Annotated in this window: 21 protein-coding genes; 15 read left to right on the top strand and 6 right to left on the bottom strand. The window is 59.8% G+C overall.

Features of this window, described 5'->3' with window-relative positions:
- The first annotated feature begins 1 nt into the window (after window position 1).
- Genes xdhA through xdhC form a run of 3 tightly spaced genes read left to right on the top strand, consistent with a single transcriptional unit; the run spans window position 2 to window position 4639 of the window.
- Window positions 2-1426 (top strand): xanthine dehydrogenase small subunit, encoded by a 1425-nt coding sequence (gene xdhA / locus ACZ1J6_RS24915; protein ID WP_465128398.1) that lies wholly within the window; start codon window positions 2-4, stop codon window positions 1424-1426.
- On the top strand, window positions 1419-3728 hold the full coding sequence (gene xdhB / locus ACZ1J6_RS24910) for a xanthine dehydrogenase molybdopterin binding subunit (protein WP_465128397.1): 2310 nt from the start codon (window positions 1419-1421) through the stop codon (window positions 3726-3728). Before xdhA ends, xdhB begins: the two co-directional genes overlap by 8 nt.
- Complete coding sequence (gene xdhC / locus ACZ1J6_RS24905) at window positions 3725-4639, top strand: xanthine dehydrogenase accessory protein XdhC (RefSeq protein WP_132270085.1); 915 nt, start codon at window positions 3725-3727, stop codon at window positions 4637-4639. The genes xdhB and xdhC overlap by 4 nt, the downstream gene beginning before the upstream one ends.
- Window positions 4640-5063: 424 nt before the next feature.
- Here xdhC and ACZ1J6_RS24900 read toward each other — a convergent pair whose 3' ends face one another.
- From ACZ1J6_RS24900 to ACZ1J6_RS24890, 3 genes are all read right to left on the bottom strand, one after another.
- The gene (locus ACZ1J6_RS24900) at window positions 5064-5264 is read right to left on the bottom strand and encodes a hypothetical protein (protein ID WP_465128396.1); all 201 of its coding nucleotides are present in this window, start codon (window positions 5262-5264) and stop codon (window positions 5064-5066) included.
- A 2-nt stretch (window positions 5265-5266) separates the two neighbouring features.
- Complete coding sequence (locus tag ACZ1J6_RS24895; protein WP_132270082.1) at window positions 5267-5479, bottom strand: hypothetical protein; 213 nt, start codon at window positions 5477-5479, stop codon at window positions 5267-5269.
- 3333 nt (window positions 5480-8812) lie between these two features.
- Window positions 8813-9352 (bottom strand): lipocalin family protein, encoded by a 540-nt coding sequence (locus ACZ1J6_RS24890; protein ID WP_465128395.1) that lies wholly within the window; start codon window positions 9350-9352, stop codon window positions 8813-8815.
- A gap of 171 nt (window positions 9353-9523) precedes the next feature.
- On the opposite strand from ACZ1J6_RS24890, the gene ACZ1J6_RS24885 reads away from it, so the two are divergent.
- The gene (locus tag ACZ1J6_RS24885) at window positions 9524-9742 is read left to right on the top strand and encodes a hypothetical protein (protein WP_465128394.1); all 219 of its coding nucleotides are present in this window, start codon (window positions 9524-9526) and stop codon (window positions 9740-9742) included.
- 305 nt (window positions 9743-10047) lie between these two features.
- Here ACZ1J6_RS24885 and ACZ1J6_RS24880 read toward each other — a convergent pair whose 3' ends face one another.
- The 3 genes from ACZ1J6_RS24880 to ACZ1J6_RS24870 are packed head-to-tail and all read right to left on the bottom strand — an operon-like array spanning window position 10048 to window position 13824.
- Window positions 10048-12072, bottom strand: coding sequence for a M3 family metallopeptidase (locus tag ACZ1J6_RS24880; RefSeq protein ID WP_465128393.1), 2025 nt, complete (start codon window positions 12070-12072; stop codon window positions 10048-10050).
- Complete coding sequence (locus tag ACZ1J6_RS24875; protein ID WP_465128392.1) at window positions 12065-12880, bottom strand: transglutaminase-like domain-containing protein; 816 nt, start codon at window positions 12878-12880, stop codon at window positions 12065-12067. The genes ACZ1J6_RS24880 and ACZ1J6_RS24875 overlap by 8 nt, the downstream gene beginning before the upstream one ends.
- Window positions 12881-12885: 5 nt before the next feature.
- Complete coding sequence (locus ACZ1J6_RS24870) at window positions 12886-13824, bottom strand: transglutaminase family protein (protein WP_465128391.1); 939 nt, start codon at window positions 13822-13824, stop codon at window positions 12886-12888.
- Window positions 13825-13838: 14 nt separating this feature from the next.
- On the opposite strand from ACZ1J6_RS24870, the gene ACZ1J6_RS24865 reads away from it, so the two are divergent.
- The 11 genes from ACZ1J6_RS24865 (at window position 13839) to ACZ1J6_RS24815 (ending at window position 23419) form a co-directional block, all read left to right on the top strand.
- Window positions 13839-14681, top strand: a complete 843-nt coding sequence (locus ACZ1J6_RS24865) for an N-formylglutamate amidohydrolase (RefSeq protein WP_465128390.1) — start codon at window positions 13839-13841, stop codon at window positions 14679-14681.
- Window positions 14682-15073: 392 nt separating this feature from the next.
- Window positions 15074-16159: a serine hydrolase domain-containing protein gene (locus tag ACZ1J6_RS24860; protein ID WP_465128389.1), complete on the top strand. Its 1086-nt coding sequence runs from the start codon at window positions 15074-15076 to the stop codon at window positions 16157-16159.
- A 13-nt stretch (window positions 16160-16172) separates the two neighbouring features.
- The gene (locus ACZ1J6_RS24855) at window positions 16173-16649 is read left to right on the top strand and encodes a nuclear transport factor 2 family protein (RefSeq protein ID WP_465128854.1); all 477 of its coding nucleotides are present in this window, start codon (window positions 16173-16175) and stop codon (window positions 16647-16649) included.
- 542 nt (window positions 16650-17191) lie between these two features.
- Entirely contained in the window at window positions 17192-17419 is a 228-nt protein-coding gene (locus tag ACZ1J6_RS24850; RefSeq protein WP_465128388.1) for a hypothetical protein, read from the top strand.
- A gap of 28 nt (window positions 17420-17447) precedes the next feature.
- The gene (locus tag ACZ1J6_RS24845; protein ID WP_465128387.1) at window positions 17448-17888 is read left to right on the top strand and encodes a nuclear transport factor 2 family protein; all 441 of its coding nucleotides are present in this window, start codon (window positions 17448-17450) and stop codon (window positions 17886-17888) included.
- Window positions 17889-18246: 358 nt separating this feature from the next.
- A complete protein-coding gene (locus tag ACZ1J6_RS24840) occupies window positions 18247-18450 on the top strand; it encodes a hypothetical protein (protein ID WP_465128386.1) in 204 nt (67 codons plus the stop codon).
- A 238-nt stretch (window positions 18451-18688) separates the two neighbouring features.
- The gene (locus tag ACZ1J6_RS24835) at window positions 18689-18919 is read left to right on the top strand and encodes a helix-turn-helix transcriptional regulator (RefSeq protein WP_465128385.1); all 231 of its coding nucleotides are present in this window, start codon (window positions 18689-18691) and stop codon (window positions 18917-18919) included.
- A complete protein-coding gene (locus tag ACZ1J6_RS24830) occupies window positions 18916-20211 on the top strand; it encodes a HipA domain-containing protein (protein WP_465128384.1) in 1296 nt (431 codons plus the stop codon). Before ACZ1J6_RS24835 ends, ACZ1J6_RS24830 begins: the two co-directional genes overlap by 4 nt.
- 342 nt (window positions 20212-20553) lie before the next feature.
- A complete protein-coding gene (locus ACZ1J6_RS24825) occupies window positions 20554-20958 on the top strand; it encodes a hypothetical protein (RefSeq protein WP_465128383.1) in 405 nt (134 codons plus the stop codon).
- A complete protein-coding gene (locus ACZ1J6_RS24820) occupies window positions 20955-21542 on the top strand; it encodes a hypothetical protein (protein ID WP_465128382.1) in 588 nt (195 codons plus the stop codon). Before ACZ1J6_RS24825 ends, ACZ1J6_RS24820 begins: the two co-directional genes overlap by 4 nt.
- A 632-nt stretch (window positions 21543-22174) precedes the next feature.
- Window positions 22175-23419: a hypothetical protein gene (locus ACZ1J6_RS24815; RefSeq protein ID WP_465128381.1), complete on the top strand. Its 1245-nt coding sequence runs from the start codon at window positions 22175-22177 to the stop codon at window positions 23417-23419.
- The last annotated feature ends 79 nt before the right edge of the window (window positions 23420-23498 follow it).

Genomic DNA, 23498 nt, shown 5'->3' with positions numbered 1-23498 from the left:
CATGACAGTCCGGTTTTTACTTAACGAGCACGCCTGCGAATTGACCGAGTTTGATCCCGGCACGACGCTCCTCGATTACCTGCGCTATTCCTGCAGACGGACGGGAACGAAGGAGGGATGTGCCGAGGGGGATTGCGGGGCGTGCACGGTGCTGGTCGGCGCACCTTCCAACGGCCAGATTCGATGGCGCGCTGTCAATTCCTGCATCCAGTTTCTACCCATGCTTCATGGTAAAGCAGTGCGGACGGTCGAGAGTCTATCAGCCGATGGCCGGCTCAATCGCGTACAGGCCTGCATGGCGGCCAATGGTGCATCGCAATGCGGCTTTTGCACCCCGGGAATCGTCATGTCGCTGCAGGGAAAGGCCATCGGCGCGCTTGGATGCGACCTGCCGGTAGCCGATATGCTTTCTGGCAACCTGTGCCGTTGTACCGGTTATGGGCCCATCATCGAAGCTGGCGAACAAGTCCAAACGCGTGTTCTGGATGAGGCCCCCTTGGCGGCGCGGCTCAGTACCATCGGTGAAGGCGGAACCAAGGGCGAATGGCGCGGCCAACCGTGGTTTGCCCCGCGCACATCGCATGAACTGGCGATACTTCTTGCGGACCATCCCCAGGCAGTAATGGTGGCAGGCGCAACCGATGTGGGCGTGTGGGTAACGAAGGGGCTGAGGGATCTCGGTGAGGTGATCTTCCTCGGCGATGTGGCCGACCTGAGCGAGATAGACGAAGGCCCATCGAACCTGAGGCTGGGTGGCGCGGTCCGTTATGCCGAGGCGCACGGGCCGATGGCGCGACTTCATCCGGACCTTGGAGAACTGGTGCGGCGTATCGGCGGATTGCAAGTGAGGAGCGCTGCAACCGTGGGCGGCAACATTGCCAATGGCTCGCCGATTGGCGATGGGCCGCCGGGGCTCATCGCCCTGGGAGCGCAGCTGACACTGCGCTCGCTTTCCGGACGCCGGACAATACCGCTGGATTCCTTCTTCCTAGATTACGGCAAGCAGGACCGCCGGGCCGGTGAGTTCGTAGAAAGCATCAGCATCCCGCGTCCCCAGCCGGAGGACGTCATACACATCGCCAAGCTTTCGCGCCGTTTCGACAGCGATATCTCGGCAGTTTGCGGCGCGATCAAGCTAACCCTCGACCAAGGATTGATCGTCGATGCGCGAGTCGCTTTTGGCGGTATGGCAGCGACGCCCCGCCGTGCTCGAGGCTGCGAGGCTGCTTTGATCGGCGCGCCATTCAGCGAGGCAACGCTCGCATTTGCTGCCGAGGCGTTGCGCGCCGACTTCGCACCGCTCAGCGATGTACGTGGTTCGGCGCGCTACCGTCTCGATGCCGCGGCTATGCTGCTGCGCCGCCTCTGGCTTCGGGAACAGGGCGCCGGCATTTCCGTGCTGCAGGTGGAAGCCGTAGATGGCTGAACGTGATCACACCTGGAGCGCCGGCTTGAAGCCAGACAATCCGCATGATTCTGCTCATCTGCACGTCACCGGTCTTGCTCGATATGCTGACGATGCGCCTGAGCCATCAGACATGCTTCACCTCGCTTTCGGGCAGGCGAGCGAGACTAGCGCGCGGATCGTATCTATGGACCTATCGGCAGTGCGCGCGGCGGAAGGCGTGGTGGCGGTCTTTACTGCCGCTGACATCCCGGGAGAAAACAACACTGGGCCGGTTCGCCATGATGAAACCATGTTGGCAGATGGAGAAGTGGTGTTTCCTGGCCAGCCCTTGTTCCTTGTTGCTGCAACCAGCCAGCGCAGCGCGCGAAAGGCTGCGCGGCTTGGCAAGGTGGTCTACGAGAAACGGCCCGCTGCCGTTTCCATTGCTGAAGCGCGTAAGGCAGGCAGCCGTATCGAGGAAACTCAGCGCATGGCACGCGGCGACTGCGCCGCGGCTCTGGCGGCGGCTCCACAGCGCATCTCGGGCGAATTTGCGATGGGAGGGCAAGATCACTTTTACCTGGAAGGCCATATCTGCGTGGCAACCCCGGGGGAAGATGGACAGCTGCACCTGCTGTGCTCCACGCAGCATCCCAGCGAGGTGCAACATCTGGTTGCCAACTTGCTGAACCTTTCTTCTGCCGATGTCACGGTGGAAGTGCGGCGGTTGGGTGGCGGCTTTGGAGGCAAGGAAACGCAGGCGACCGGCTTTGCAGCTGCCGCGGCCTTGGTTGCTGCCAAGACCGGGCGACCTGCGAAGTTCCGAGTCGACCGTGACGACGACATGATCCTTACCGGCAAGCGCCATGAATTCGAGGTAGCTTATCAGGTCGGGTTCGACGCGGCCGGACAGATCCTGGCACTTTCGCTGCATCTCGCATCGCGGTGCGGCGCGAGCCAGGATCTTTCTCCTGCGATCAACGACCGAGCGATGTTCCACGTCGACAATTGCTATTTCCTGCCAGACGTCGAGATCGTTTCTGAAAGGCTGAAGACCAACACCGTGTCAGCCACGGCGTTTCGCGGTTTCGGGGGCCCGCAGGGTATGCTCGCAATCGAGCGGATCATCGATCACGTCGCTATTGCGCTGGGAAAAGAACCATTAGAAGTTCGCGTTGCGAACCTCTACGGCCCGGGCCGGGACGTTACGCCCTACGGGATGATGGTAAGCGATAACATCGCCCCCGCGTTGATCGCCCGGCTGCGCAGCGACACAAACTACGATGCGAGAGTGAGGGCGATCGAAGTATCCAATGCTGCCAGCCCGGTGATCAAGAGAGGCATTGCGCTGACGCCGGTGAAGTTCGGGATCAGCTTCACCACGACGCATCTCAATCAGGCGGGAGCTCTGGTCCACCTTTATGCGGATGGTTCGATCCAGCTGAACCACGGCGGCACCGAAATGGGGCAGGGCCTCCATGTGAAAGTGGCGCAGATCGTTGCCGACGTCTTTGCGGTGCCACTCACACAGGTGCGCGTCACGGCAACCCGAACCGACAAGGTTCCCAATACCTCGGCCACCGCGGCCAGCTCGGGGGCGGACCTCAACGGCATGGCCGCGCATAATGCGGCAATGACCATCCGCGAGCGGCTCGCTGCTTTCCTTGCCCGCCTGTATGGATGCAGGCAAGGGGACGTTGCGTTCTCTCTCGAGGGTGTAACGGCTGGCGAGGAAAGAATGACTTTTGCGGAAGCTGCTCGCAAGGCGCACATAGGGCGTATCTCTCTTTCTGCCACTGGTTTTTACGCAACACCGGGCATCCAATATGACCGTGCAGCCCATCGAGGCAGACCGTTTTATTACTTCGCTTACGGCGCTGCGGTTTCAGAAGTGGCGATTGACACGCTCACCGGCGAACACCGAGTGCTGGCAGTCGATATCCTCCACGACGTTGGCCGCTCGCTTAATCCTCTGATAGACAAGGGGCAGATCGAAGGCGGCTTTTTGCAAGGGCAAGGCTGGCTGACGACTGAGGACCTCGTGTTCGACCACGAAGGTCGGCTCCTTACCCATAGTCCGGCAACCTACAAGATCCCTACGGCGTCCGATCGGGCCAAGCATTTCGTTGTGAACCTGTGGGACGGAGAAAACATCGAACCCACCATTAATCGATCGAAGGCGGTCGGCGAACCGCCTTTCATGCTGGCCATTTCGGTGTTTTCAGCCCTTAACCGTGCCATTGCAGCAGCTGCACCCGATGGCCGGGAAATGGCGCAGCTTGATGCACCGGCTACGCCCGAGCGGGTTATGGCAGCCATAGCCCAATTTGCCTCACCGTGACGCAATGGATTGACTGGCTTGGCCGCCTGCCAGATGAACCTTGCGCACTCGTCACTATTTTAGCCACCGAAGGCTCCGCGCCGCGCGCGGCCGGCACGCGCATGGTAGCGACGGCAGGCGGCCAGTTTGGCACGATCGGCGGCGGCCAATTGGAATACCGGGCACTCGAACAGGCCCGGGCCGTACTGTCCTTGCCTGTTGGAACCTGGCGGGTGCAAGACTATCCGCTTGGTCCGCTGCTCGCCCAGTGTTGCGGTGGGCGGGTGCGACTGCTGATCGAGCACCTGGACCCCGGCGGGCTTGACTGGCTGCAGGATGCAGAACCAGGCCACATGCTGGTGACGACACTAGGACAAAGTCGTATCGAACGCGCCGTCTTCCGGCAGGAGACGGCAACGCATCAGTCTGCGCGGGGCGAAAGGCCCGACATCGGCGCCCGCATCGTTGAGCCGGTAGGCCAGCGACTCCGCCCGTTCTATCTTTTCGGGGCAGGACACGTCGGTCAGGCAATCGTGCGGCACATGATTGGCCTCCCCCTACAACTTGCATGGTTTGATACGAGGCCCGAAATGGCGGCCATCGACGGGGTCACGGTGATGCAGGAGACGGAGATATTGCATTGTGTGGCAGAAGCACCGGCCGATGCTGCCCTCGCTATCCTCACACACGATCATCCATTGGACTACAGTCTGACGCTTGCGGCTATGAGGCGCTCGCCTTTGTCTTTCGTGGGCCTGATCGGGTCGTCGACCAAAATCGCCCGATTCCGGTCAAAGCTTCTGGCTGACGGGGTGCGTGAGGATGCCCTCGCCCGGCTCACGGCGCCTATCGGTATTCCCGGTGTGACAGGTAAAGAGCCGGATGTGATTGCCATCTCCGTGGTCGCGCAGCTGCTTCAGATCGAAGGCTAGACTTTTTTGAAAGCGAGCAGGCAGAAACACAGTCTCAAATACGGGTTTGGGAAATTGATTTAGGCCGCGTTTGGACAGTAATCACCGCCGGGGGTTGGCAGGGTTTGGATGGAATTGCCTTTCAATAAGAATGTCTTAGCCAGTAGCTCTTGCTTGCGGAGGAGGGAAATTAAAGATGGAAGGGGACAGATGTGACGGATAGTCAATGCAGAAGCGTGATCGTGGCTTACTCTGCGCTGCGGTGAAACTAGTTCCTACGGGATGCGATTGGCACCCGAGAAGCGACGGTTCATGCCGAGCAGGCTGGGCTGCGACAGACCGGCCAAACGTCGTCCGCGCTCCGCGCCTGTGCCCGCGTCCCAGGTTAAGCAGAGATGCGTCCCGGTGATGAGCCGGAGTTCAGGCCTCCGGCTCATCTCTGGAGTTATGCGGCTTGTTTCAACCGCTGTGGATCGGTGCCATAAAGGTCTCGCATCCAACTGCAGATTTGCTCATTCACTATCCTATGGAGCACTTTCATGCGCTTCACTTCGGAAGGATGTCCTTTTTCAGCTTCTGCTTTCGCTATCGCTCTTTCCAAGCGTTCGCGCTCTTGGCGCAAGAGGGTGAATAACTGCTCCGACATGGTCACGCCTCGTGAGCATCAGCGCTGCGCATAGCAGACGTTTTGTCGACAAGCCGGTTGACCTGCGATCCGCCAGGCGGACGCCTCAGATCGGGGCGGTTTTCGGCTGCGTGAGCGTCGCAAATCCAAGACGCCAGAATCGCACGCTTGACCTCCGGCTCGAGCTGGGGACGCCCCATAAACTCGAACGGATGATGAAATTTGGAGAGGGACATTGCTTTGCCTCCTTTCTTCCAACTCTCCTCGCTTTGGCGGTGATTCCGCCGTCCAATATATTTTGCATTTCCGCTCTCGAGGTCAAGGGCCTGCATGCTGTTTCGGCGATCTGACCCTAGGCCGTTCCGGATATAAAATATGGTTATCCAGCATGAAACACCAGGTGAAGTGGCTGTTTTCCGCAGTGGTCATACTGATATCTTGCTGCTTAGAGAGCGGGGAGGCTATCCGTGGCACCGCCCGCGAACCACGATCGGGCGCCTCACAGGATATGTGAAGAAAAGAGGCCCCGGGGACCGCTTGAGATCTGCCCGGGGTCTAGTCTGTCGCATGCGCCGCAGCGCGTTCAGGGAGGGCAGAGCTTCTGTGAGGGTACAGGAGCGCCCCGCGGCATCATCGCTCAGCGGCGCCAACATTTCCATCGCTTGCAAGAAGTTAATTCTGATCCGAACGGCTTTGGAGGAGTGAGGCCGTCCCTCGCTAAAGGGACGGCCTCTGACGGTGTAGCCGGGGGAGGGTCCGCCACCGTGGCGCCATCGCGAGATGACGATGAGATAATACTTCAAAGGGATAGCAGTTCCGAGGTGCCGCGCTCCCCGCGTTCGGCGGGTACCTCAAACCCTTCGTGGAAGTTGCCATACGTCCCTGTTCAATCAGGAGAGATCTCCAGTCGCAGCGCCTAACCAGACGATAGCAAGCATCAGTGCCCGCCACTATCTGTGGCGATGAGCCCGCTCTCAACGGTCTTGCGCCTTAAACCCGGCGACAAAAGAGCATGTAGCGAGGCCATCCCTGGAAAACATAGTATTTTTACAAAGTGGCATAGCGCCGGAACGGTCAAGAAACACGGCCGTGCAAGGTTACAGCCGATGCCATAGGAATCGAGCAAGGTCGGACGCTTCCGGCCGATTGTGGCCAGCGGCAGCAAAGGTATGGAAGCGCTGCCACCAGCTCTGAACGTGGGTCGTATTCGTTCAGTACCCCCGCCGGACACCATGTAGTTAGCTAACCGAAACGATATGCGGAATACCCTGAACGAGATAGGCCGACATTGTCGCAAAATTGGAGGGACCGTGGCACTCGCTGACACCGCGGCCCCTCCGCGCCATCTGGGGGCATTTGGGGATCCCAGTCGACGCTCGCAGCAAACGCTCGTTTAGAGGCGACGCTGCAGGTCGTTCCCTAAGGCCTCAAACCACTGAAAGGCAATAGCCTGCGCATAAGGTGGGTTGAGTAAAGGGTTGGCCGCTGACCGCTTCGATCCTACTTGAGCTTGACCTCAAATCGCGGGATCACTGACTTGGCTTCCAGGTAAGCCGTCGCGCTGTGCCTCGCAGCTACCTTTCGAGCTGAGCATTTGATAGGGCTCGCGGATCTCTGAACTTTCGCCGGCACCACACTTTACCGATGCTGGCGCGCAAGTTGGGCCAGTTTCTCCCCATAATGAGTGCCAGTATCCGGATGGCGAGTTTCACCGAGCCATTCAAACAGCCCGATAATGGCCCGTCCTTGAGGCTCGAGGCGCATTCCGAGGTAAAGCAGCATGTCGTGAAATCTCACAAACCGGCGAGACCCGGCTTCAGTCATGGCGCGCAATGTATTCAACCTATTGGCTTTGTCATCCTGAAACCTTGCATAGAAAGGTCTGTGACGACTTATTCAAGATGCGGGCTTCAAGATCTTCGGCAAGCGCGGCAACCCCGCCTGGCAAGAAGTCCGCGGCGACTCTCGTGGAACCGTGAACCAAGTTGAGGTCACGCTGTCACTGCAGATCCAGCATTTGGGCGTTAATCTTGGACTTGATGTCGAGTGCGACCAGATCAGCGGTCAGGAAATCGGCCGCGTCTTGTGTCAGTTTCTGAAATCTTCGGGTGCGCAGGCCTCGGTTCTTAGCCTGGGCAACATCCGGTGCATCGGGGCGCGTTAAATGCTGAATAAGTTATTTCATTTGCGCGATTGGGAAATCAGCGAAAACGATGCTGAAATGCGCTGGGGCGATTGCCCGCAGCATGCCATCCTGAAACCTGCAGGATTGCGCCGGTGGTGCCTTGGGCACGCACCGGCGCCCCCTTGGTGCGACCCGACGGGGTAAGGGCCCAATATAGAGCTGCTTGCGGGGCTTGAAAACGGAATCGTTGTATCAATCGTGTATTTGTGCACACTCGACTTGATTGCGATAAAAAATACCCGGCCTGCAGAGGCCGGGTAGTTATCCAGAGAGTCGCTCACGCTCATCTCTTTCGGGTCGCGAGGTATTGCTGCGCCAAACAAAAGTGGATGACAAGCGATTCTCTCGCTTCGTCCGAAAGAATGTGTGTTCGATCGCGGGCCGGGAACTTAAGGACTTAATAGGCGTTTTAGCGCCCCGCGCTTCAAGGTTTGGAGGAGGAGGCGACGACGAAGACAGGCAGCCACGCCGTTTCCCCAATGCGATTGTTTACCTGGGCGCATTCACCTTCGGCGCTTCAACCGGTTCGGGGAGTGGAGGTCTTATGAAGGCATGCTTTGTCTAGAGATCAATTTTGGTGCTGACGTACTACGACACGCCGGTGCGAAAAGCACATGCGCGAACAGCCATCGCGCCAGCTACTATTCGGGAAGCGTCTAGGGTGAGGCCGTTGCGGAGTTGCGGGTTCCCGATCCTATGAATCCGGCCTTGACTGTTTTGCGGCTCTCGTTTTTCCTGCGAATTCACTTCTGATGGGGAGGATGATCATGTCGATTCATGGAGGTAAATGTCCCAAGTGCGAAAACACGATCGCGAATGTTTATATTCAGCCGGTCGACGCTAAGGTTCCGTTCTCAACGGAGGGATTTAAGGCCGTGTCGTATCAGTGCCCGTCTTGCCGGACTATCCTCAGCGTTCAAATGGACCCTGTCGCGCTAAAGATAAGTACGGCCGATCTGGTCGCGTCCAGGCTCTCTGGCTAATCGACCCTACCACCGTCTGCTAGCGGCGCCCCGAGCAAGGCAGTTTCCCGGCAAACCCTGCCGGGCAGCCTCATCGGTATTGCTTCCCCGCGGGCGTGGTAATCCGCGCTCGCCGCGTGCCTTTAATCTGCTTGGATTGACCAAGAGGAATGCCGCGGTGGGACGCTTGGGGCTTGGCATTTCAGGGGGCGATCTCGGCGGGCAGATTCGCGCTTCCGCCAGCCAAGTTTCCAAGCGCGATCCTTGGTGTTAAATTGAACTTTGCGGGCCCGAACATTTGCAAGGGACTCGTGCCCCGCCGATGCCATCTGAAGATTCAGATAATTCCGGCGATCAACAGATGATGGGTTGATGGCAACAATAGATCCTGCATGTCGCTCTTTATCAACCTTGCTCCAATATTACTGTTTGGTGCGACGAACCATCGACCAGTCGTAACCCAGCGTCTTCACTCGAGCTTCTAATCTGGCGAGCAAATCAGCGTCAGGCCGGGCTTCCCGAGTAAGTACCCACAAGTAGCGCCCCGAAGGCTCTCCGACGATGGACCAATCATAATTTTCACCGTGATCCAGCACCCAGTAGTTGCCATAGAGAGGGCCGAAGAACGACACCTTAAGCTTGGCACTCATAGCCGCGTCGACTATCTTGGCCTTGCCAGTTGATTCCTTCCACTTGTTATTTCGGCGGCCCCTGTTCACTACTTTCAAGGTTCCGTCATCATCCAGTGAGTAGTCGGCAGTGACGTCATCCATATCTTTCTGGAATGAGGCTTCGTACCGGTATTGCTCGTACCAGCGGCCCAAGTATCGCTTCACGTCTACCGCCTTTGAGGGCTGCGGAACTGCAGAGTTGCCCACTGGGCCAGGCCGCGGGATCAAGGCGCAGGCCCCAAGCACCATCGTGGTGCCGGCTAAAGCGATGGCGATCGTCGATTTCTTCATGACAGCTCCTGCAAACTCAAACGTGATAAGCCATTTGAGGCGATGTGGTTGCAGGCTCCCGCAACCACAGATATCGACATCGGCGCATACACGGATCCGGATCCGCAGTGGTTTCCGGCGGTTTCGTGCGGCGATGCCCATTCCATAATAGCCCCGAATTCACTATGAAGCGTGGCAATCATCTCGTCAGGTCTCGCACCCGGCGCCACGCTCGGAAAGGTCTGGTCGTCGGGGAGTGCGACGATTTTCGGTGAATACGGGAATAATTCGGGGATCTGGTCGCGCCAGCGCGCCTACCTCAGGGACACCTCTTTCGGTTTCGAGGTTTTTCCCGCGATGCACCATTACAATGCGGCGCTGACGTTTCGCCAGGATCTGGATCCGATCTGACCGGGCCGCGTAGATGGATCAGATGCATCAGGTGGCTACAGTTGTTGCGTATCGAGGACACACCGAGGCCGGCCTGCGAGAACCAATTGCAGGGGAAGGGGGGGCAGGGCGATTGAAGAGGCCCTTGTTGAACCGGCAGCTTCCGCCCAGCGGCTTGCCGATATAGCCAGTGTCGGGCATTTCCTTGCCCTTGACGAGCGCGGGAATCCACTGCGTAACGTTTCCCGAAGTTTTTTCAGATCCAGTCGCCGCACTTCGCTGGCACCTAATTCAATTTGATCCAGACCGGAGTGTCGTTCGGCAGTTCAAACGTCTACCAGATCTCGTGCCCGCATAAGAGCCTTCGGATCGGGGGGTCTGCCAAGCAACGCAGTGAAGGACTCCATTGGGTCGCGAGTGTCGCCGACGCTCAAGATTTCCTCACGGAACCGCTTGGCCAGTCGGGCGTCAAAGATGTCGCCTGAGGCTACGAAAGCTTCAAAGACGTCTGCGTCGAGCGCTTCGGACCATGCGTAGCTGTAATACGCACTGGCATAGCCGCCGTCGAATATATGCGTAAAATACGGGAAGCGATGCCGCAGCCCGACTGCTGGCGGCATGCCCAGCCGCTCAAGCTCGGCCTCGACGAAGGCGCGGGGATCGGCGGCGGCCTGCGGTGAGCCATGCACGGCAAGGTCGATCAGCGAGCAGCCGATGAGTTCCACCGTCGCGAAACCCTGCCCGTAGCTCGCGGCGTTCCGGATCGCGGTGATCAGCGCATCGGGTACGCCGAATCCGGACAGGACTTCCCCGCTTACGATCCAGTTTTCCATCAACTTGCTCGGAAACTCGACGAAATCGCGGGCCACCGCGGTGCCGGACTGGCTGGGATAGGTGACGCGAGAAAGCAGGCCATGCAAGGCATGACCGAATTCGTGGAACAGCGTGCGCGCCTCGTCGATGGAGAGGCGCGTGGCTCCGGTGTCCGGCGGCGGTGCGCCTGCGAAATTGGCGACGAGGTAAATGACCGGAAGCACCTCGCCGTCCATCGATTCCTGCACGCGCAGGCTGCCCATCCAAGCCCCGCCGTGCTTTTCCGGCCGGGCGAGATAGTCGGTGAACAGCAGCCCGACAGGGCCAGCTCCCTCGTCGCGCACTTCCCAGGCCCAGACATCGGGATGATAGCCGGGAATATCCGCGCGGCGCGTGAAGGACAGTCCGTAGAGTCTGGCGGCCGTATCGAAAGCGGCCTGCCGGACGGCGTCCAGACGCAGATGCTGCGCCACCGCCGCGCCGTCCAGCGCATAGCGCGAACGGCGCACCTGCTCAGCGTAAAAGCGCCAGTCCCAAGGAGCCAAGTTGAACCCGCCGCCCTCGGCATCAATCAGCGCCTGCAGTTCCGCCGCCTCATCGGCAGCGCGGCGCTTGCCGGGCTCCCATAACTGCTGCAGCAGATCGAGCGCGGCGGCAGGCATGTGGGCCATGCTGTCCTCCAACGCGTAATGCGCATGGTCGGCGTACCCTAGCAGGGTTGCCCGCTCATGCCTGAGCGTGAGGATTTCGGCTATGACCGGCCAGTTGTCTTGCGCCCCACCGTCGCAACGCTCGGTAAAGGCGCGCCACAGTTTCTCGCGCAAGTCGCGGCGCTGGGAGAAGCCCAGGAAACTTTCATAGTCGGTGCGATCGAGGCTGACGTGGAATCGGCCCGGGGCCCCTGCGGCTGCGGCGCGCGCTGCAGCGGCGTCACATTGTGAGGGGGGCAGCCCGTCGAGGTCGTCCGCGCCGAGGTCCAGTACCCAGTCGGCCGTCGCCGCCAGGACGTTGTGGCCGAACTGGACGGAGAGCGCCGAAAGCCGTGCGTCTATCTCGGCAAAGCGTACCTTCTGCTCGGGGCGCAGGGCCGCCCCTGTTCGACGGGCGCCGGCGTAGCTGGCCTCGACCAGACGTACCTGCGCGGGCGTTAGGCCAGCGGCATGGCGTGAGGCATGGACGGCGGCAATGCGCGCTGCAAGCGCGGAGTCGTGGTTGATCGCGATTGAATGCGCGCTGAGCAGCGCCGAAACCTTCCCTTCGATCGCGCGGACGGCAGCAGTTCCCTGCGCCGAGGACAGCGTCCAGAACAGGCGGCGAACCCGGCCGAGCACGTCGCCCGACCGTTCCAGGGCGGCTATCGTGTTCTCGAACGTCGCCGCTTCCGTCTGCCCGGCGATACCCGCCACTTCCGCGCGGTGCCAAGCGGTGGCGGCCTCGAACGCGGGCAGGAAGTCCTCTGCCCGCACCTGCGCAAAGGGCGGGGCGCCGAGCGGACCGTCCCAGGGACGCAGAAGCGGGTTAGTCAGCGGATCATTCAAGGGATTGGACCTCGTCGGTGTAGACGTCGAACCGCACCAGGTTTGCCGGGCCGAACGCGGTCGTCAGGGCAACGTCGGTGGCATCGCGCCCCCGTGCCATCAGGATACGGCCGATGCGTGGCTTGTTGTGGCGGGCATCGTGCGTGTACCAGCTGCCATCGATATAGACGTCGAACCAGGCGCTGAAGTCCATCGGCGAGTCTGAGGCGGGCACCCCGATGTCACCGAGATAACCCGTGCAGTAGCGCGCTGGAAGATTCATGCAGCGGCACAGTGTGATGGCGAGATGAGCGAAATCGCGGCACACGCCCTGCTGCTCCTGATAGCCGTTCCAGGCCGTCTTGTCGGGCCGGGCATAGTGGTAGCCGAACTCCATATGGCGGTGAACGAAGTCGACGATCGCATCCACGCGGTCGCGGGCGTTGCTGTAATGGCCGAAGTTGCTCCAGGCCACGTCCATGAGGCGGTCGGTTTCGCAGTAACGGCTGCCCAGCAGGAATGGCATGACGAAATCCGGAAGGTCCTCGACCGGCATCTGCGGACCGTTGGCAGGGCGCATGTCCGGCTCGCCATTGTCTTCGATGACAAATTCGCAGGACAGCGTCACGCCGCCTGCCGGTATGCTGAGGCGCGTGGCGACGTTCCCGAAGGCGTCCTCGAACTGATAGAGCGGAATATCGGGGTCGGCCAGCAGGCGCTGGGGCGTGCGCAGGTCCTGGTGGCGCGAGGGGTGAAGGCTGAGCATCGCCATCATCGCGGTCTTTGTTTCGGTTTCAAAGCGGATATCGTAGCCGCAGCGGATCAACATGAGTGTCACTTTCCTGAAGCGCCGGAGTGGCGGCTGTTTACGGCCCCATGACCGGTGGAGGGGAATTGTTCGGGATCGGCCCGGTGGACGTCCACCGTCACGTCCATCCCAAGGAAGCTGGCGGGCAGGCCGAACCAGGTGCCGGACAGCGGCAATGCCTGGTAGGGATCGCGCGCCACCGCGACGCGGACGAGCCCGCGATTGCCGATGATGCCGTTGGTGGGATCGAATTCGACCCAGCCGGAGCCGGGAAGAAAGATGCGGACCCAGGCATGGGTGTTGCCGCCGCCGACCACGCCCTCTGTCTTGGACGGATTGTAGACGTAGCCCGAGACGAAACGCGCCGCAAAGCCGAGCGCGCGAACCGCCTCGATCATCAGGACGGCAAAGTCGCGGCAGGTCCCCCGGCGCTTCTTCAAAGTCTCGATCGGCACCTGGGTGCCCTTTTCATGACGCGGAACATATGTGAAGTCCCGTTTGATGCTGGTTGCCATCTCGGTCAGCAGGGAAATGGTCCCGGTGCTTGCATCGTCGTTGAGAAACGCGCGGGCCCAATTGTCGACGATGCGCTCCGGGTCGAGGTGCTGCCGCTCAATCGAGCGCAGAAGGTCAGACATGTCCTCTGCTGAATAGGTGAAGGGAAACAAGCGCGCATAATTCTCAACGTCCACCTGCGTCTGATCGAGCGGGGCATGCTCAAGCGTCGCCTCGCTGGTAATTGTCAGGTCTGCAGTGCGGCGCTCGAAAGAGGCGACGGCGACCGAATTGCCGAATACGTCGTGCAGCCAGCGCAGTTCACTGGGCTCAGGGTCAATGATGAGGCGCGCGGACAGCAATCGCTGGTCAAACGCTTCGCGCGGACGCATCATGATGCGATGTTCACCGAGCGAAACAGGCTGTTGGTAGCGATACCGCGTTTTGTGGTGGATCGTCAGCAACGGCATGGAAAGGTTTCCTGATGAGCGGGCGCACGGCGGAGAAGGTGCTGGGTCCGGGAGATCCGGCGCCGTTTGTGGTGTTCAACGCCGCAGGAAACTCGCCGTTCCTAATAATCGGCGACCACGCAGGATCTGCAGTTCCGCATCGCTTGCAATCCCTTGGTTTGCAACGCGATGATCTGAGGCGCCACATAGCAATCGACATCGGAGTGTTAGGTCTCGGCCAGGCCTTGGCGCGTCTGCTGGATGCGCCTTTCGTGCATCAGGCCTACTCGCGTCTCGTCATCGACTGCAATCGCCTGCCCGCAAGGCCCGACGCTATCCCGGAGGTTTCGGACGGTACCCCCATTCCCGCAAATCGGCATCTGAGTGATCGGGCACGCCATGCCCGGAGCGCCGCGATCCACGGACCTTATCATGCCGCGATCGCAGTGATCCTTGATACTCGGCGTACTTCCGTCGAGGAGACTATCCTACTGTCGTTGCACAGCTTCACGCCGAAGATGGACGGATTGACCCGTCCTTGGGACGTCGGGGTACTGCACGGTACGGGACGGACGGAATTTGCCCTTGGACTGCGCGATGCACTTGCGGAGCAGGCTGACCTGATCGTTGGCGATAACGAGCCTTACGCCATGGATGAGACCGATTACACTGTTCCGTTCCACGCGTTCCCGCGAAACCTCCCCTATGCCGAGATCGAGGTGCGACAAGACCTTGTCGGCAACCCGTCTGGACAAGAAGCGTGGGCGACGCGTCTGGCTGATGCGGCACGACTAGCCGCTGAAATATCGTCGATGCGTGAAGGCTCAGAGCAAGCTCCCACTCCTGGCCATGAACGCAGTCAGGGGGGCATGGCTTGATAAGCATCCCCTGAAAGGGCCGGCCCTCATCGGATCGATCCTGCGCTCCTCAGTAAGGCCGCTATCCGAGATGATCGCGCTAAGCCCGCCGGTCACCTGACTGACCTGAGGCATCCGAAATGGAAAAGCTGACGGACCGCTGCTGTCAACGGAGAATCAGCGACTGAAGGTCTTCGATGGGACGGTTTCACTAGGCACGATCGTCGGAAACGGGACAAACATGTAATCCACAGCGGCCTCGCCGACCGGCAGGTTCAACCGAGAGCCGCCGTTCGCGAGTATCCTGGAAAGGATGCCATTTCGGAATTCTCATACGGGTTCTCAGGTCTGTCACATCGTTGGCAAATGCGGTCAAGGTTGCGGACAAATTTCAGTGCCGCTAACTGTTGCACATGAATAATACAGTTGGCGCGTTGAAGCGAAAAATTCGCGTCGGCATGGTCGCATTGATGGCTTGCGCCTCGATGGCGGACGCTGAGACAAAGACCCCGCTGTCGGATATGACCGCAACCCTCCGCGAACAGCGCGTGGAAAGCGCATCGATTGCCGTGATCCGCGACGGACAGATCGTCTCTACTGGGGCTTGGGGTATAGTGGGGGCGAACCGTACGGCGACCGTCTCCACACCATACAATCTCGCTTCGCTGACGAAGCCGCTGACGGCGGAGGTCATTCTGCGACTGGTGTCGGCTGGCAAGCTGTGCCTTGATGAGCCGATGGATCGCTACTGGAGCGATCCCGACTTGTCGCGCGAACCTCGGCGGAAGAAACTGACGGTCCGCATGGCGTTGAGCCATCGCACCGGCCTGCCGAACTGGCGCGACGCGAAGGGACTGGCGTTCGATCATGATCCCGGCACGACGACTGGCTATTCGGGCGAGGGGTATCAATATGCGGCGCGCTACGCCGAGCACCGCATCGGGCAATCGTTCGAGACGCTTGCTGGCCGCTGGCTGTTCGCACCCGCCCACATGAACGGCTCGGGCTATGTGTCGGCGCAAGGCAAGACGGTGCCGATCGCCGTGCCATACGACGACGCAGGCAAGCCGCTGCCGGTCGAGCGGGTGACGCGATACAACGCTGCCGATCTGGCACACGCGACGGCGCGTGATTATGCGCGCTTCCTCATTGATGTCCGCAACGACCGGCATCTGGTCGCGTCTTTAGCGGCGGAGCGCAGCAAATCGCAGGGCGACCTGACGCCCGAAATATGTGCCGGATCGAAAGCGGCCACCTGTCCGCCCTGGACTGGCTTCGGACTGGGCTGGCAGCTCCTCGGCTTCCCCGACGGCACGACGATGCTCCACACCGGCAAGGATGCAGGGGCCTTCACCTTCGCCGCGATCGATCGCCCGAGCGGCGACGGCATCGTGATCCTAACCAACAGCGACAACGGCTGGCGGGTCATCCTGCCTATCCTCGAACGCACGGGGAGCGATCCGAAGCTGATCGCCTTCCTCCGCGGCCAGATGAACTGACAGGGCCATGAGCATGATGACCGCGATCGCCGTTGCCGCAGCTTTGCTCGCCACGTCCGTGCCGCCCCCCGCCGATCTGTTGACGACGGAGATCGGCGCGCTCGATGCGAAGGTGTTCGGCGCTTACAACCGCTGCGACCTGCCGACTTTCTCCGGCTATTTTGATCCGAAGGTCGCCTTCTACCACGACACCGGCGGTGCGACGTTCGAGCGTGACGCGATGGTCGATGGCGTTCGCAAATACATTTGCGGAAAGGTGAAGCGCGAGCTGATCCCGGCAACGTTCCGCGTCTATCCGATCAAGGACTATGGTGCCATCGAGGAAGGCGAACACCGCTTTTGCGAACTGGCGACGGGACGATGCGAAGGGATTGCCAAATTTGTGATCGTCTGGGCGAAGCAGGATGGCGCCTGGCGGATCACCAGCGTCCTCAGTTACGGGCACCGCGCGGCGACGCCTGCGGAGCAGCGAAGCGCCACTGACAGATAGCTCGCGGGCTGCTTCCCGATTGGAAACGTGACGCGGGGCGGCAAGTGGCTGCAGGCGCTGGCACCAGGTGGCACGCTTGGCTTTGCCTAAATCGCGCATCGGAGCGTAGAGATGGGGCGGTCCGCCATTCTCTGTGGCCGGTTTTGAGAAGCCGTGGTGATCCATTTAGCGGCAATGTCGGAGACGCTGCTGTCCGGCGGCTCAAGGCACCAGATCGGCAGGTTTAGGCGGATCCGGCCGTTCGCGTCCTAAAGGCGAACGGCGAGAATTGGTCGGGACCGACAAACGTCCAGGTCATCTAGAACTTCCGTATAAAGTGGTTTGCCATCCTGCGAATATGAGATGCGAGCAAAAGACTGCTGTCGTCCAAAACGACGGTATTCTGAGCCCGCTGGGCCGAACCGGAGGCTTGCCGCTCACACGAGGTTTAGGCGCGACGCTTCGCCCAAACCGCAGCAAGGGTTGCCAGTTTAACCGTTCCTGATCGTCCTTCCGGATGTCTGCTGGTGCTGTGGGGCGCGGGCGGAGATGGGACGGCGCAGATGGTACTTCGGCAGGCCCGTCAGAGGCTGCGTGATGCACTGCAAGTCCGTCTGAATGAGGGCCAACGTCTCGGTGAAGTGGCCTTGAACGCGGACCTGTCGGCGTTATCCGCCACGATCATGACTTTCCTTAACGGCATTTCCATCGAGCGGGCCGACGGCGCTACGAAGAAAGAACTGGACGCTGCGATTGATATGTTGCTCGCCTGTTGGCCGGGTCGACAATGAAGCGACACGAGCTCATCCGGAATCCGCGATGACGACGAGCGAGGGGGAAGTTCGGCGGTTGCTTGCGCTGGATGAGGCCAGGGCGCGTGCGCTCGTCGAGGTCGACATAGATACCCTCGATCGTGTCACCGACGAGGCGTACGTCCATGTCGAAAGCTCGGGCAAGAGGCGCACAAAGACAGAATTCATCGATGGATTGCGGAAGGGCATATATCGTTTCGAAAGATTCATCATCGACGAGAATGTAGCCACGATCTACGGCGACACCGCTGTCCTGACCGGGCGTTATCATACTGACATTCGCACTGCCGAAGGCCTGCAACCGACCAAGCATGCGCGTCATATGCGCGTGTACGCGCGCCGCGGCGAAGGCTGGATCAACGTTGCGCACCAGGCCACGGCGATCGTCGCGCCTGCGTCAGACAATTACGGAGGCGAACTGGCATCCGACAACGAAGCGGGCGCCTAGAACCTGATCCGCTGCTGCCAAAAGGGATCGCGCTTTGTGATTCTCAGGGCAGCGGGCCGAACTGAGAAACGGCTCGCAAGTCTGATTTATTAACGTTGATGCTGGCACCACGAGAGAAAGCTCGTCGTCTTCGATTCCAAGTGGTTGGCCCGCTCGGCTTTGGCTGGGCGGTCTCCGTCCGGAGAGCAGCCCGTGATCCTGGGCAAAATGAGCGCGCCTCGAATGCGCGTAATCCGTCAGGCTGCAGGCGGGGTAGCGCAATGCGCCTGAAGATTGATGCCGTTCGTTTGGCAGAGCGGGGTCTTGACGAAGGTGATCCCTTGCCCCCGGACGACCGTGTCCGAAGCAGGAAGGGCGGTTGGCTGGGCTGCGCCATGATCCCGCTCGGGAGCAATGGTTGCTCAGCAACGTTCCCAACGCATTTTTGATCCCGTTCGGGACGGAATCTCAGGATCAGGCGATCCCGTACGGGCACTTTGAGGTTGCATGGCACCAGCACATCCGCTATATGATCCCGTACAGGATCAGAGATGAAAACACCAAAACACCAGTCAGCGATTGATCGTGCGGCTCGCGGGAAAGGCTCGTCCGAGGATTTGCTGCGAATCAGCTTGCCCAAGAATAGGCAGGAACAGGCTAGGATCGCAGATATAATCGCTGGCCGCGACTCTACCGACCAGGATATCATGCCCGTACGCGCTTCGCCCGGTGCGGGCGTGCCCTATCCATCTCTTTCGCCTGCATCGGCCCCTTCCTTGGCAGTCGGTTCCGTCCCGCGCAGCGTCGGGAGAGATAGCAACTTGCAGGTAACAGAGAACTTCATCACTAGCACTGTCGACATCGGCAATCTGGTGAGGGATTCCCGCAGACGGCTTGGTATGTCGCAGCAGCGTTTCGCAGATCTGGCGGGCGTGGGCCGGCGATTCGTATCGGAACTGGAGGCTGGCAAGCCCACCATCGAGGTCGACCGCATGCTGCGATGCTGCTTGGCCGCGGGTATCGACATTCTTGCCTTACCACGCAACCGATGAGTGTTCTCGACGTCTGGCTCGAAGCCTTTGACGAACCTGTCGGCAGGCTTGAAACCGGCGAGACGGACCGGCTCAGCTTCGCATATCGCGACGCCTACCTGAGCAATAGCGCAGCTCATGCCATTTCGCTGTCCCTTCCTTTGCAGGAGGTCTCACTGGGCGATAGCGTTGTTCGTGCCTTCTTCCAGAACCTGCTTCCAGAAAACAATCTGCTCGACCAAGTGATCGTGCGCGAGCGCCTCGAGCGTCATGATATCGGCGGTATTTTGAAGCACTTGGGGGCAGATCTTTCCGGTGCGATCTCCTGTCTTCCCGAGGGGGCTGCGCGCGTTAAATTCCCCGGCGTTCTTGCCCGTGACTACATGCCAATCGACGACGAGCAACTCATCGATATCGTGCGCCGGCTTGGAGAAAATGCGCCTCTCCCGAATGAGCTGCGAGACCCTTCGCCAGTCTCTGGATATCAGCGAAAGATTGCTGTGACACTGATGCCGGACGGGCGCTATGCTGTACCGCTGGCGGGGACAGGCGCACCCACCACACACATCCTCAAGGTTCCCGAGAGCGCTTTTCCTAGGGAGGCCTATTATGAGGCGAACTGCGCAAGTCTTGCTACCCATTCAGGTCTGGATGCCGCCCAATCGCACTCGAGATGGATCGGTCAATATGAAGCGATAATCAGCAGGCGATTTGACCGGCGAATTGCTGATGGCGCCGTATTCCGACTTCATCAGGAGGACTTTGCCCAGGCTCTCGGTTTCCCACCGCGTCTCAAGTATCAGCGGGAGGGCGGCGACGATCGCCGCTTTGACGTGGGGGCCATTTCCGCTGTCCTGAAGCGGACAGAGAGCCCTGCTCTTGCCGTTGATCACTTCCTGCGTGCAACAGTCTTTAACCTCGCCATAGGCAACACCGACAACCACGCAAAGAACCATGCGCTTTTATATGATAGGGGAGCCGTCCCGCGTTTGGCTCCGCTCTATGATCTTGTGCCCATCACATTGAGCCACGTGCACACGCACGAGCTGTCCTTCACAATTGGGAACGCACGGTACCCGGCAGAAGTTGGCGCTGAGGACTTGAGGGCCTTTCTAGCGGCATTCGGCATGGAAGGTCCTTCCGTAAGCCGGTTCGTGAAGTCACGACTCTTGCCGATTATCGAGCCGCTCTCTGAAGACCGGCATGTCGAAGGCGAATGGGCCGAGCGCTTCAACGCGGAACTGACGGCAAACAGCAGACGCTTGCTCGAATCGCTTCGTCCACTCACAATTCCCGTCGCTACCCGCAGGTGAGGTATATCGGCAGGAAGAGGGCCGGGTTTTGCACATGGCGGATTTCGACATACTGGATGCGATCAACAAAGTTTCCGACGTGGTTCAGAACCGCCCCCGACCCTTAAGGAATTTCGACCAAATCTACATGAAAACTGGCGACATGGTCCGTCAGAGCCAAGTGGTCGCAGCTTGGGCGAATGATTGCCGCCTTGCATTTATCGGTGACGGCGATGCGGTCAGCGTCTGCGTAGCCTATCTTTACAAGGGCGGCGTGTTCGACTTCGGGCCTACCAAGATAACGGTTTCGATTTCGACGAACGCATCGTCAATGCCGTCAGGCGCTTTGCTGACAAGGAACGCTTGGACTACATTCTTGCGGCAGAGACCTACAATGTTCTCGACCCCTTTCCGGAGCCTGGTCGGTTTGATTGCTTTTACACCAACCCTCCGTGGGGTGAGCACAACCACGGCGGGAGCGTAAACTTCGCCGCTGCGCATGGCTTCAGGGTCTCCCAGCTACAACCTTGCCGGCATCATTACCACCTGGACGTTGAAATACTGTCGTACAATTTGTTCTTGCGCGCAGTCCCGGGGAACATTGCGCCGCATGCGCAATCGGAACGGATTGCGGATCACCGTCTGGAACATTTCTATGGACTTCACCAACGCCCCACCGTGCACTACGTGCGCGAGCGCAAACGTCCAGATTACGGCAAAGCGGACGAAAGTGAGTACGAATTGGAATATCTGGAGAACCGACCGTGACCTTCCCGTTGGTACCCGGCACCGGTATTTTCTTCATGCGGGTGGGGACACATGCTGGGGAAACACTGACCGACATTGTGACGCGCAAGTCACGGGAAATCGACCAATTAGGGAACACATTCTGGGGCTACGGAGGCAACGTTTTCAATCCGCTAACCACGGTCCAGCCTTTCGCGAAGGATAGGGCAGCTGCAGGCATGCCTGTCTACCTCTGCATGGAGGAAATGGTATCTGAACGCTATTTCGGCGAATCCCTTGCTGCCGCCGAATGCTTGAGCGACGGTCGTAACTGGAATTGTGTTCCTAGCGGCATAGAGGTGCTCGGTTCGCGATATGCACTCAAAATTACCGATCTGAAAGCCACCGCGTTCGATCTTCATCTTGAGGATACTCGGGTCCCGGTCGGCCCTGGGTTTGGACGCGCGGGCAATCGCTTCGTGCGCGATACCGTAGACAAATCCTGCCTCGTGATCGAACCTAACGCCGGGACCGCCGACGATCAGAGAGGGCGCCGCATATCGCTTTGCGCCACTGTGCTTACGCCTCATGCATTTCTTCTTGGAAACTATCGACCGCGGCCATAGGTGACGCCATTCCGCCCGCGGAATGAGGCGAGATGGCGCTCTGAAAAGTGGGTGCGTTCGCCTGCTGGCATGGGAATGTTGGGATCCCGCCAAGACGAGCAGACCAAGGGTCACTTCGTATTGGATGAGACACTCTAGCAACGATCAAATCACAGTCGTTAGCAAATGTCGGTATTGGCCAAATCCAGCCCTCGCAATCATGGCAAAATGCAAAATATCGGCAGAACACCGGCTCATCACACAGCACATCCTTTCCTGGATTTTTTGTTTTGTAAGGCAATCGTCAGGGTTTCAGCGAGGTTGGCCCGCAACGACGAGTTCGTCGCTTTCGAGGTTGAGAACCACCCTTCGACGAGGGAGCGGATCATCTCCGCAGCATTGGGCGGCTGCAATCGTCTCCGTTCGAGAGCACGCTGGCAAGTGGTTCAGTAAGGCGAAACTTAGCGGTTAGCCCCCCTGTAATACGGTGTCATAAGCGCCGTGATGCGCGGGATTGTGAGCAGGACCGCAAGCGGAATCGCGGTGCTGTAGGTGCTGAGGGAGCCGGAGTGGATGCTTGCTGCGGCGGGCCGAGCGTGCCTTCCGGCGCGCAATCCTGTAGGATGACTACCTCTTCTAGGGCAAAATCGGAAATGGGCAGCTTTACTGGCTACGGCGATTTTCAGTTTCCCTCGGATGACTACGATGGTCTCCGGACGGGTGATGCTCTTGCGCTTGAGCCGGACGGGTCGCCAGTTCATGGCCAGCTTGCATTTGCACCTGATGGAGCGGGGGGCGGAGGATCGGGCGGCGCTGGTTGCGGGATCACCGGCGGGGGCGGAACGATCGCTCAACCACCGCCACCGTCGCCCTATCCGGCGCCGGCCAATCCGGGGCTGGTCGATGCCGCCAAGAACAGCAAGTTGCATAAGGCGCTCCATCTCCTCGCCAAGAAGAAGCCTTATCTCAAGCTCGCACTTGCCGACCTCACCGGCATCAAAAGCAGTGACGCGCCGTATGTCGGCTTCAAAGACCACGACCTCACTTTCGTTGGGAGTACCGACAAGATTTCGCTTATCCTGCCGGCCTTCCATTTGAGGCAGGCAGCGCGCGGCGCCGCTGCGAGCATCATCCCCCCACCGGTGCCCGCCGATTTTCTCGCTATGCTCGAGAAAGCCTGGTCCAAGGATTTCACGCGCGGGTTCTTGGGCGGAGGCGCGAAAGACACCAAGCCGAAGCTTCGCGCGATACTGAGCGCGACGCGGGCGTCGGGCAAGAAGACGCTGAAGATCGACCTGACCACGCACCAGCACAAGGTCCTCTCCAAGGCTGGTTTCCGACCGCGCCTAATCCTTGCAGAACAGCTCTCGGTGAACGCGGCGGCCGCTTTATGCATCCGCGACCTCGGTTTTCCTTTCATTCATGAGGCTCACCGGGCTGCCGGATTGGAAAAGGACGGGCTCAGCCTGGGACTCGATTACGGCGGCAAGGCCTGGGGTGGTTCGATGCCACGCAACGAGCATGCCAAGGCCCGCTGGCTTACGGAACTCCTTATGCTTATCGCGCGCGACCGCCTCGTCGCGCCCGGGCTAGCGCCCGATATTTATGATGTCATGGCCACCGATCAGGAAGATCTCGCGATCGGCATCAACAATTACCTCTCTGCCGACGAAAGTCTGACGCTGACCCAGCAAGGCAAGGTCGGCTACATCGAGAAGAAGGGGCCTTTCGCTGACTGTGGGATTATTCGGCGAACGACCGCCAAAGGCACAAATCTTGTCTACGTGGCCGTCGCCTTGAATGGGAAGAGCCACGCGGACATCCGAGAAGTGGGCGCGGCGCTCGACGATTGCATTCTCGCCGCCCACGGCGAGCCGCTCAAACAAACTTCCCGATGAAATGAATATCATGAATATTTTGCGAAACGACTCGATTTACATGAGCGCAATTCAAACAGATGGTAGTGATTGAGTCTTG

The organism is Novosphingobium sp. BL-S-21, from assembly GCF_055521655.1.
The sequence above is the reverse complement of the archived record's forward strand: the minus strand, read 5'-3'. Positions and strand labels throughout refer to the sequence as shown.

Excerpts from the sequence above, each read along its gene's own strand:
- ACZ1J6_RS24860 (WP_465128389.1), top strand. The coding sequence starts at position 15,074 with ATGAATAATACAGTTGGCGCGTTGAAGCGAAAAATTCGCGTCGGCATG.
- ACZ1J6_RS24850 (WP_465128388.1), top strand. The coding sequence starts at position 17,192 with ATGGTACTTCGGCAGGCCCGTCAGAGGCTGCGTGATGCACTGCAAGTC.
- ACZ1J6_RS24870 (WP_465128391.1), bottom strand. The coding sequence starts at position 13,824 with ATGCCGTTGCTGACGATCCACCACAAAACGCGGTATCGCTACCAACAG.
- xdhB (WP_465128397.1), top strand. The coding sequence starts at position 1,419 with ATGGCTGAACGTGATCACACCTGGAGCGCCGGCTTGAAGCCAGACAAT.
- ACZ1J6_RS24900 (WP_465128396.1), bottom strand. The coding sequence starts at position 5,264 with ATGTCGGAGCAGTTATTCACCCTCTTGCGCCAAGAGCGCGAACGCTTG.
- xdhA (WP_465128398.1), top strand. The coding sequence starts at position 2 with ATGACAGTCCGGTTTTTACTTAACGAGCACGCCTGCGAATTGACCGAG.
- ACZ1J6_RS24830 (WP_465128384.1), top strand. The coding sequence starts at position 18,916 with ATGAGTGTTCTCGACGTCTGGCTCGAAGCCTTTGACGAACCTGTCGGC.
- ACZ1J6_RS24865 (WP_465128390.1), top strand. The coding sequence starts at position 13,839 with ATGAGCGGGCGCACGGCGGAGAAGGTGCTGGGTCCGGGAGATCCGGCG.
- ACZ1J6_RS24875 (WP_465128392.1), bottom strand. The coding sequence starts at position 12,880 with ATGTTGATCCGCTGCGGCTACGATATCCGCTTTGAAACCGAAACAAAG.
- ACZ1J6_RS24890 (WP_465128395.1), bottom strand. The coding sequence starts at position 9,352 with ATGAAGAAATCGACGATCGCCATCGCTTTAGCCGGCACCACGATGGTG.
- ACZ1J6_RS24845 (WP_465128387.1), top strand. The coding sequence starts at position 17,448 with ATGACGACGAGCGAGGGGGAAGTTCGGCGGTTGCTTGCGCTGGATGAG.
- ACZ1J6_RS24855 (WP_465128854.1), top strand. The coding sequence starts at position 16,173 with ATGATGACCGCGATCGCCGTTGCCGCAGCTTTGCTCGCCACGTCCGTG.
- ACZ1J6_RS24815 (WP_465128381.1), top strand. The coding sequence starts at position 22,175 with ATGGGCAGCTTTACTGGCTACGGCGATTTTCAGTTTCCCTCGGATGAC.
- ACZ1J6_RS24895 (WP_132270082.1), bottom strand. The coding sequence starts at position 5,479 with ATGTCCCTCTCCAAATTTCATCATCCGTTCGAGTTTATGGGGCGTCCC.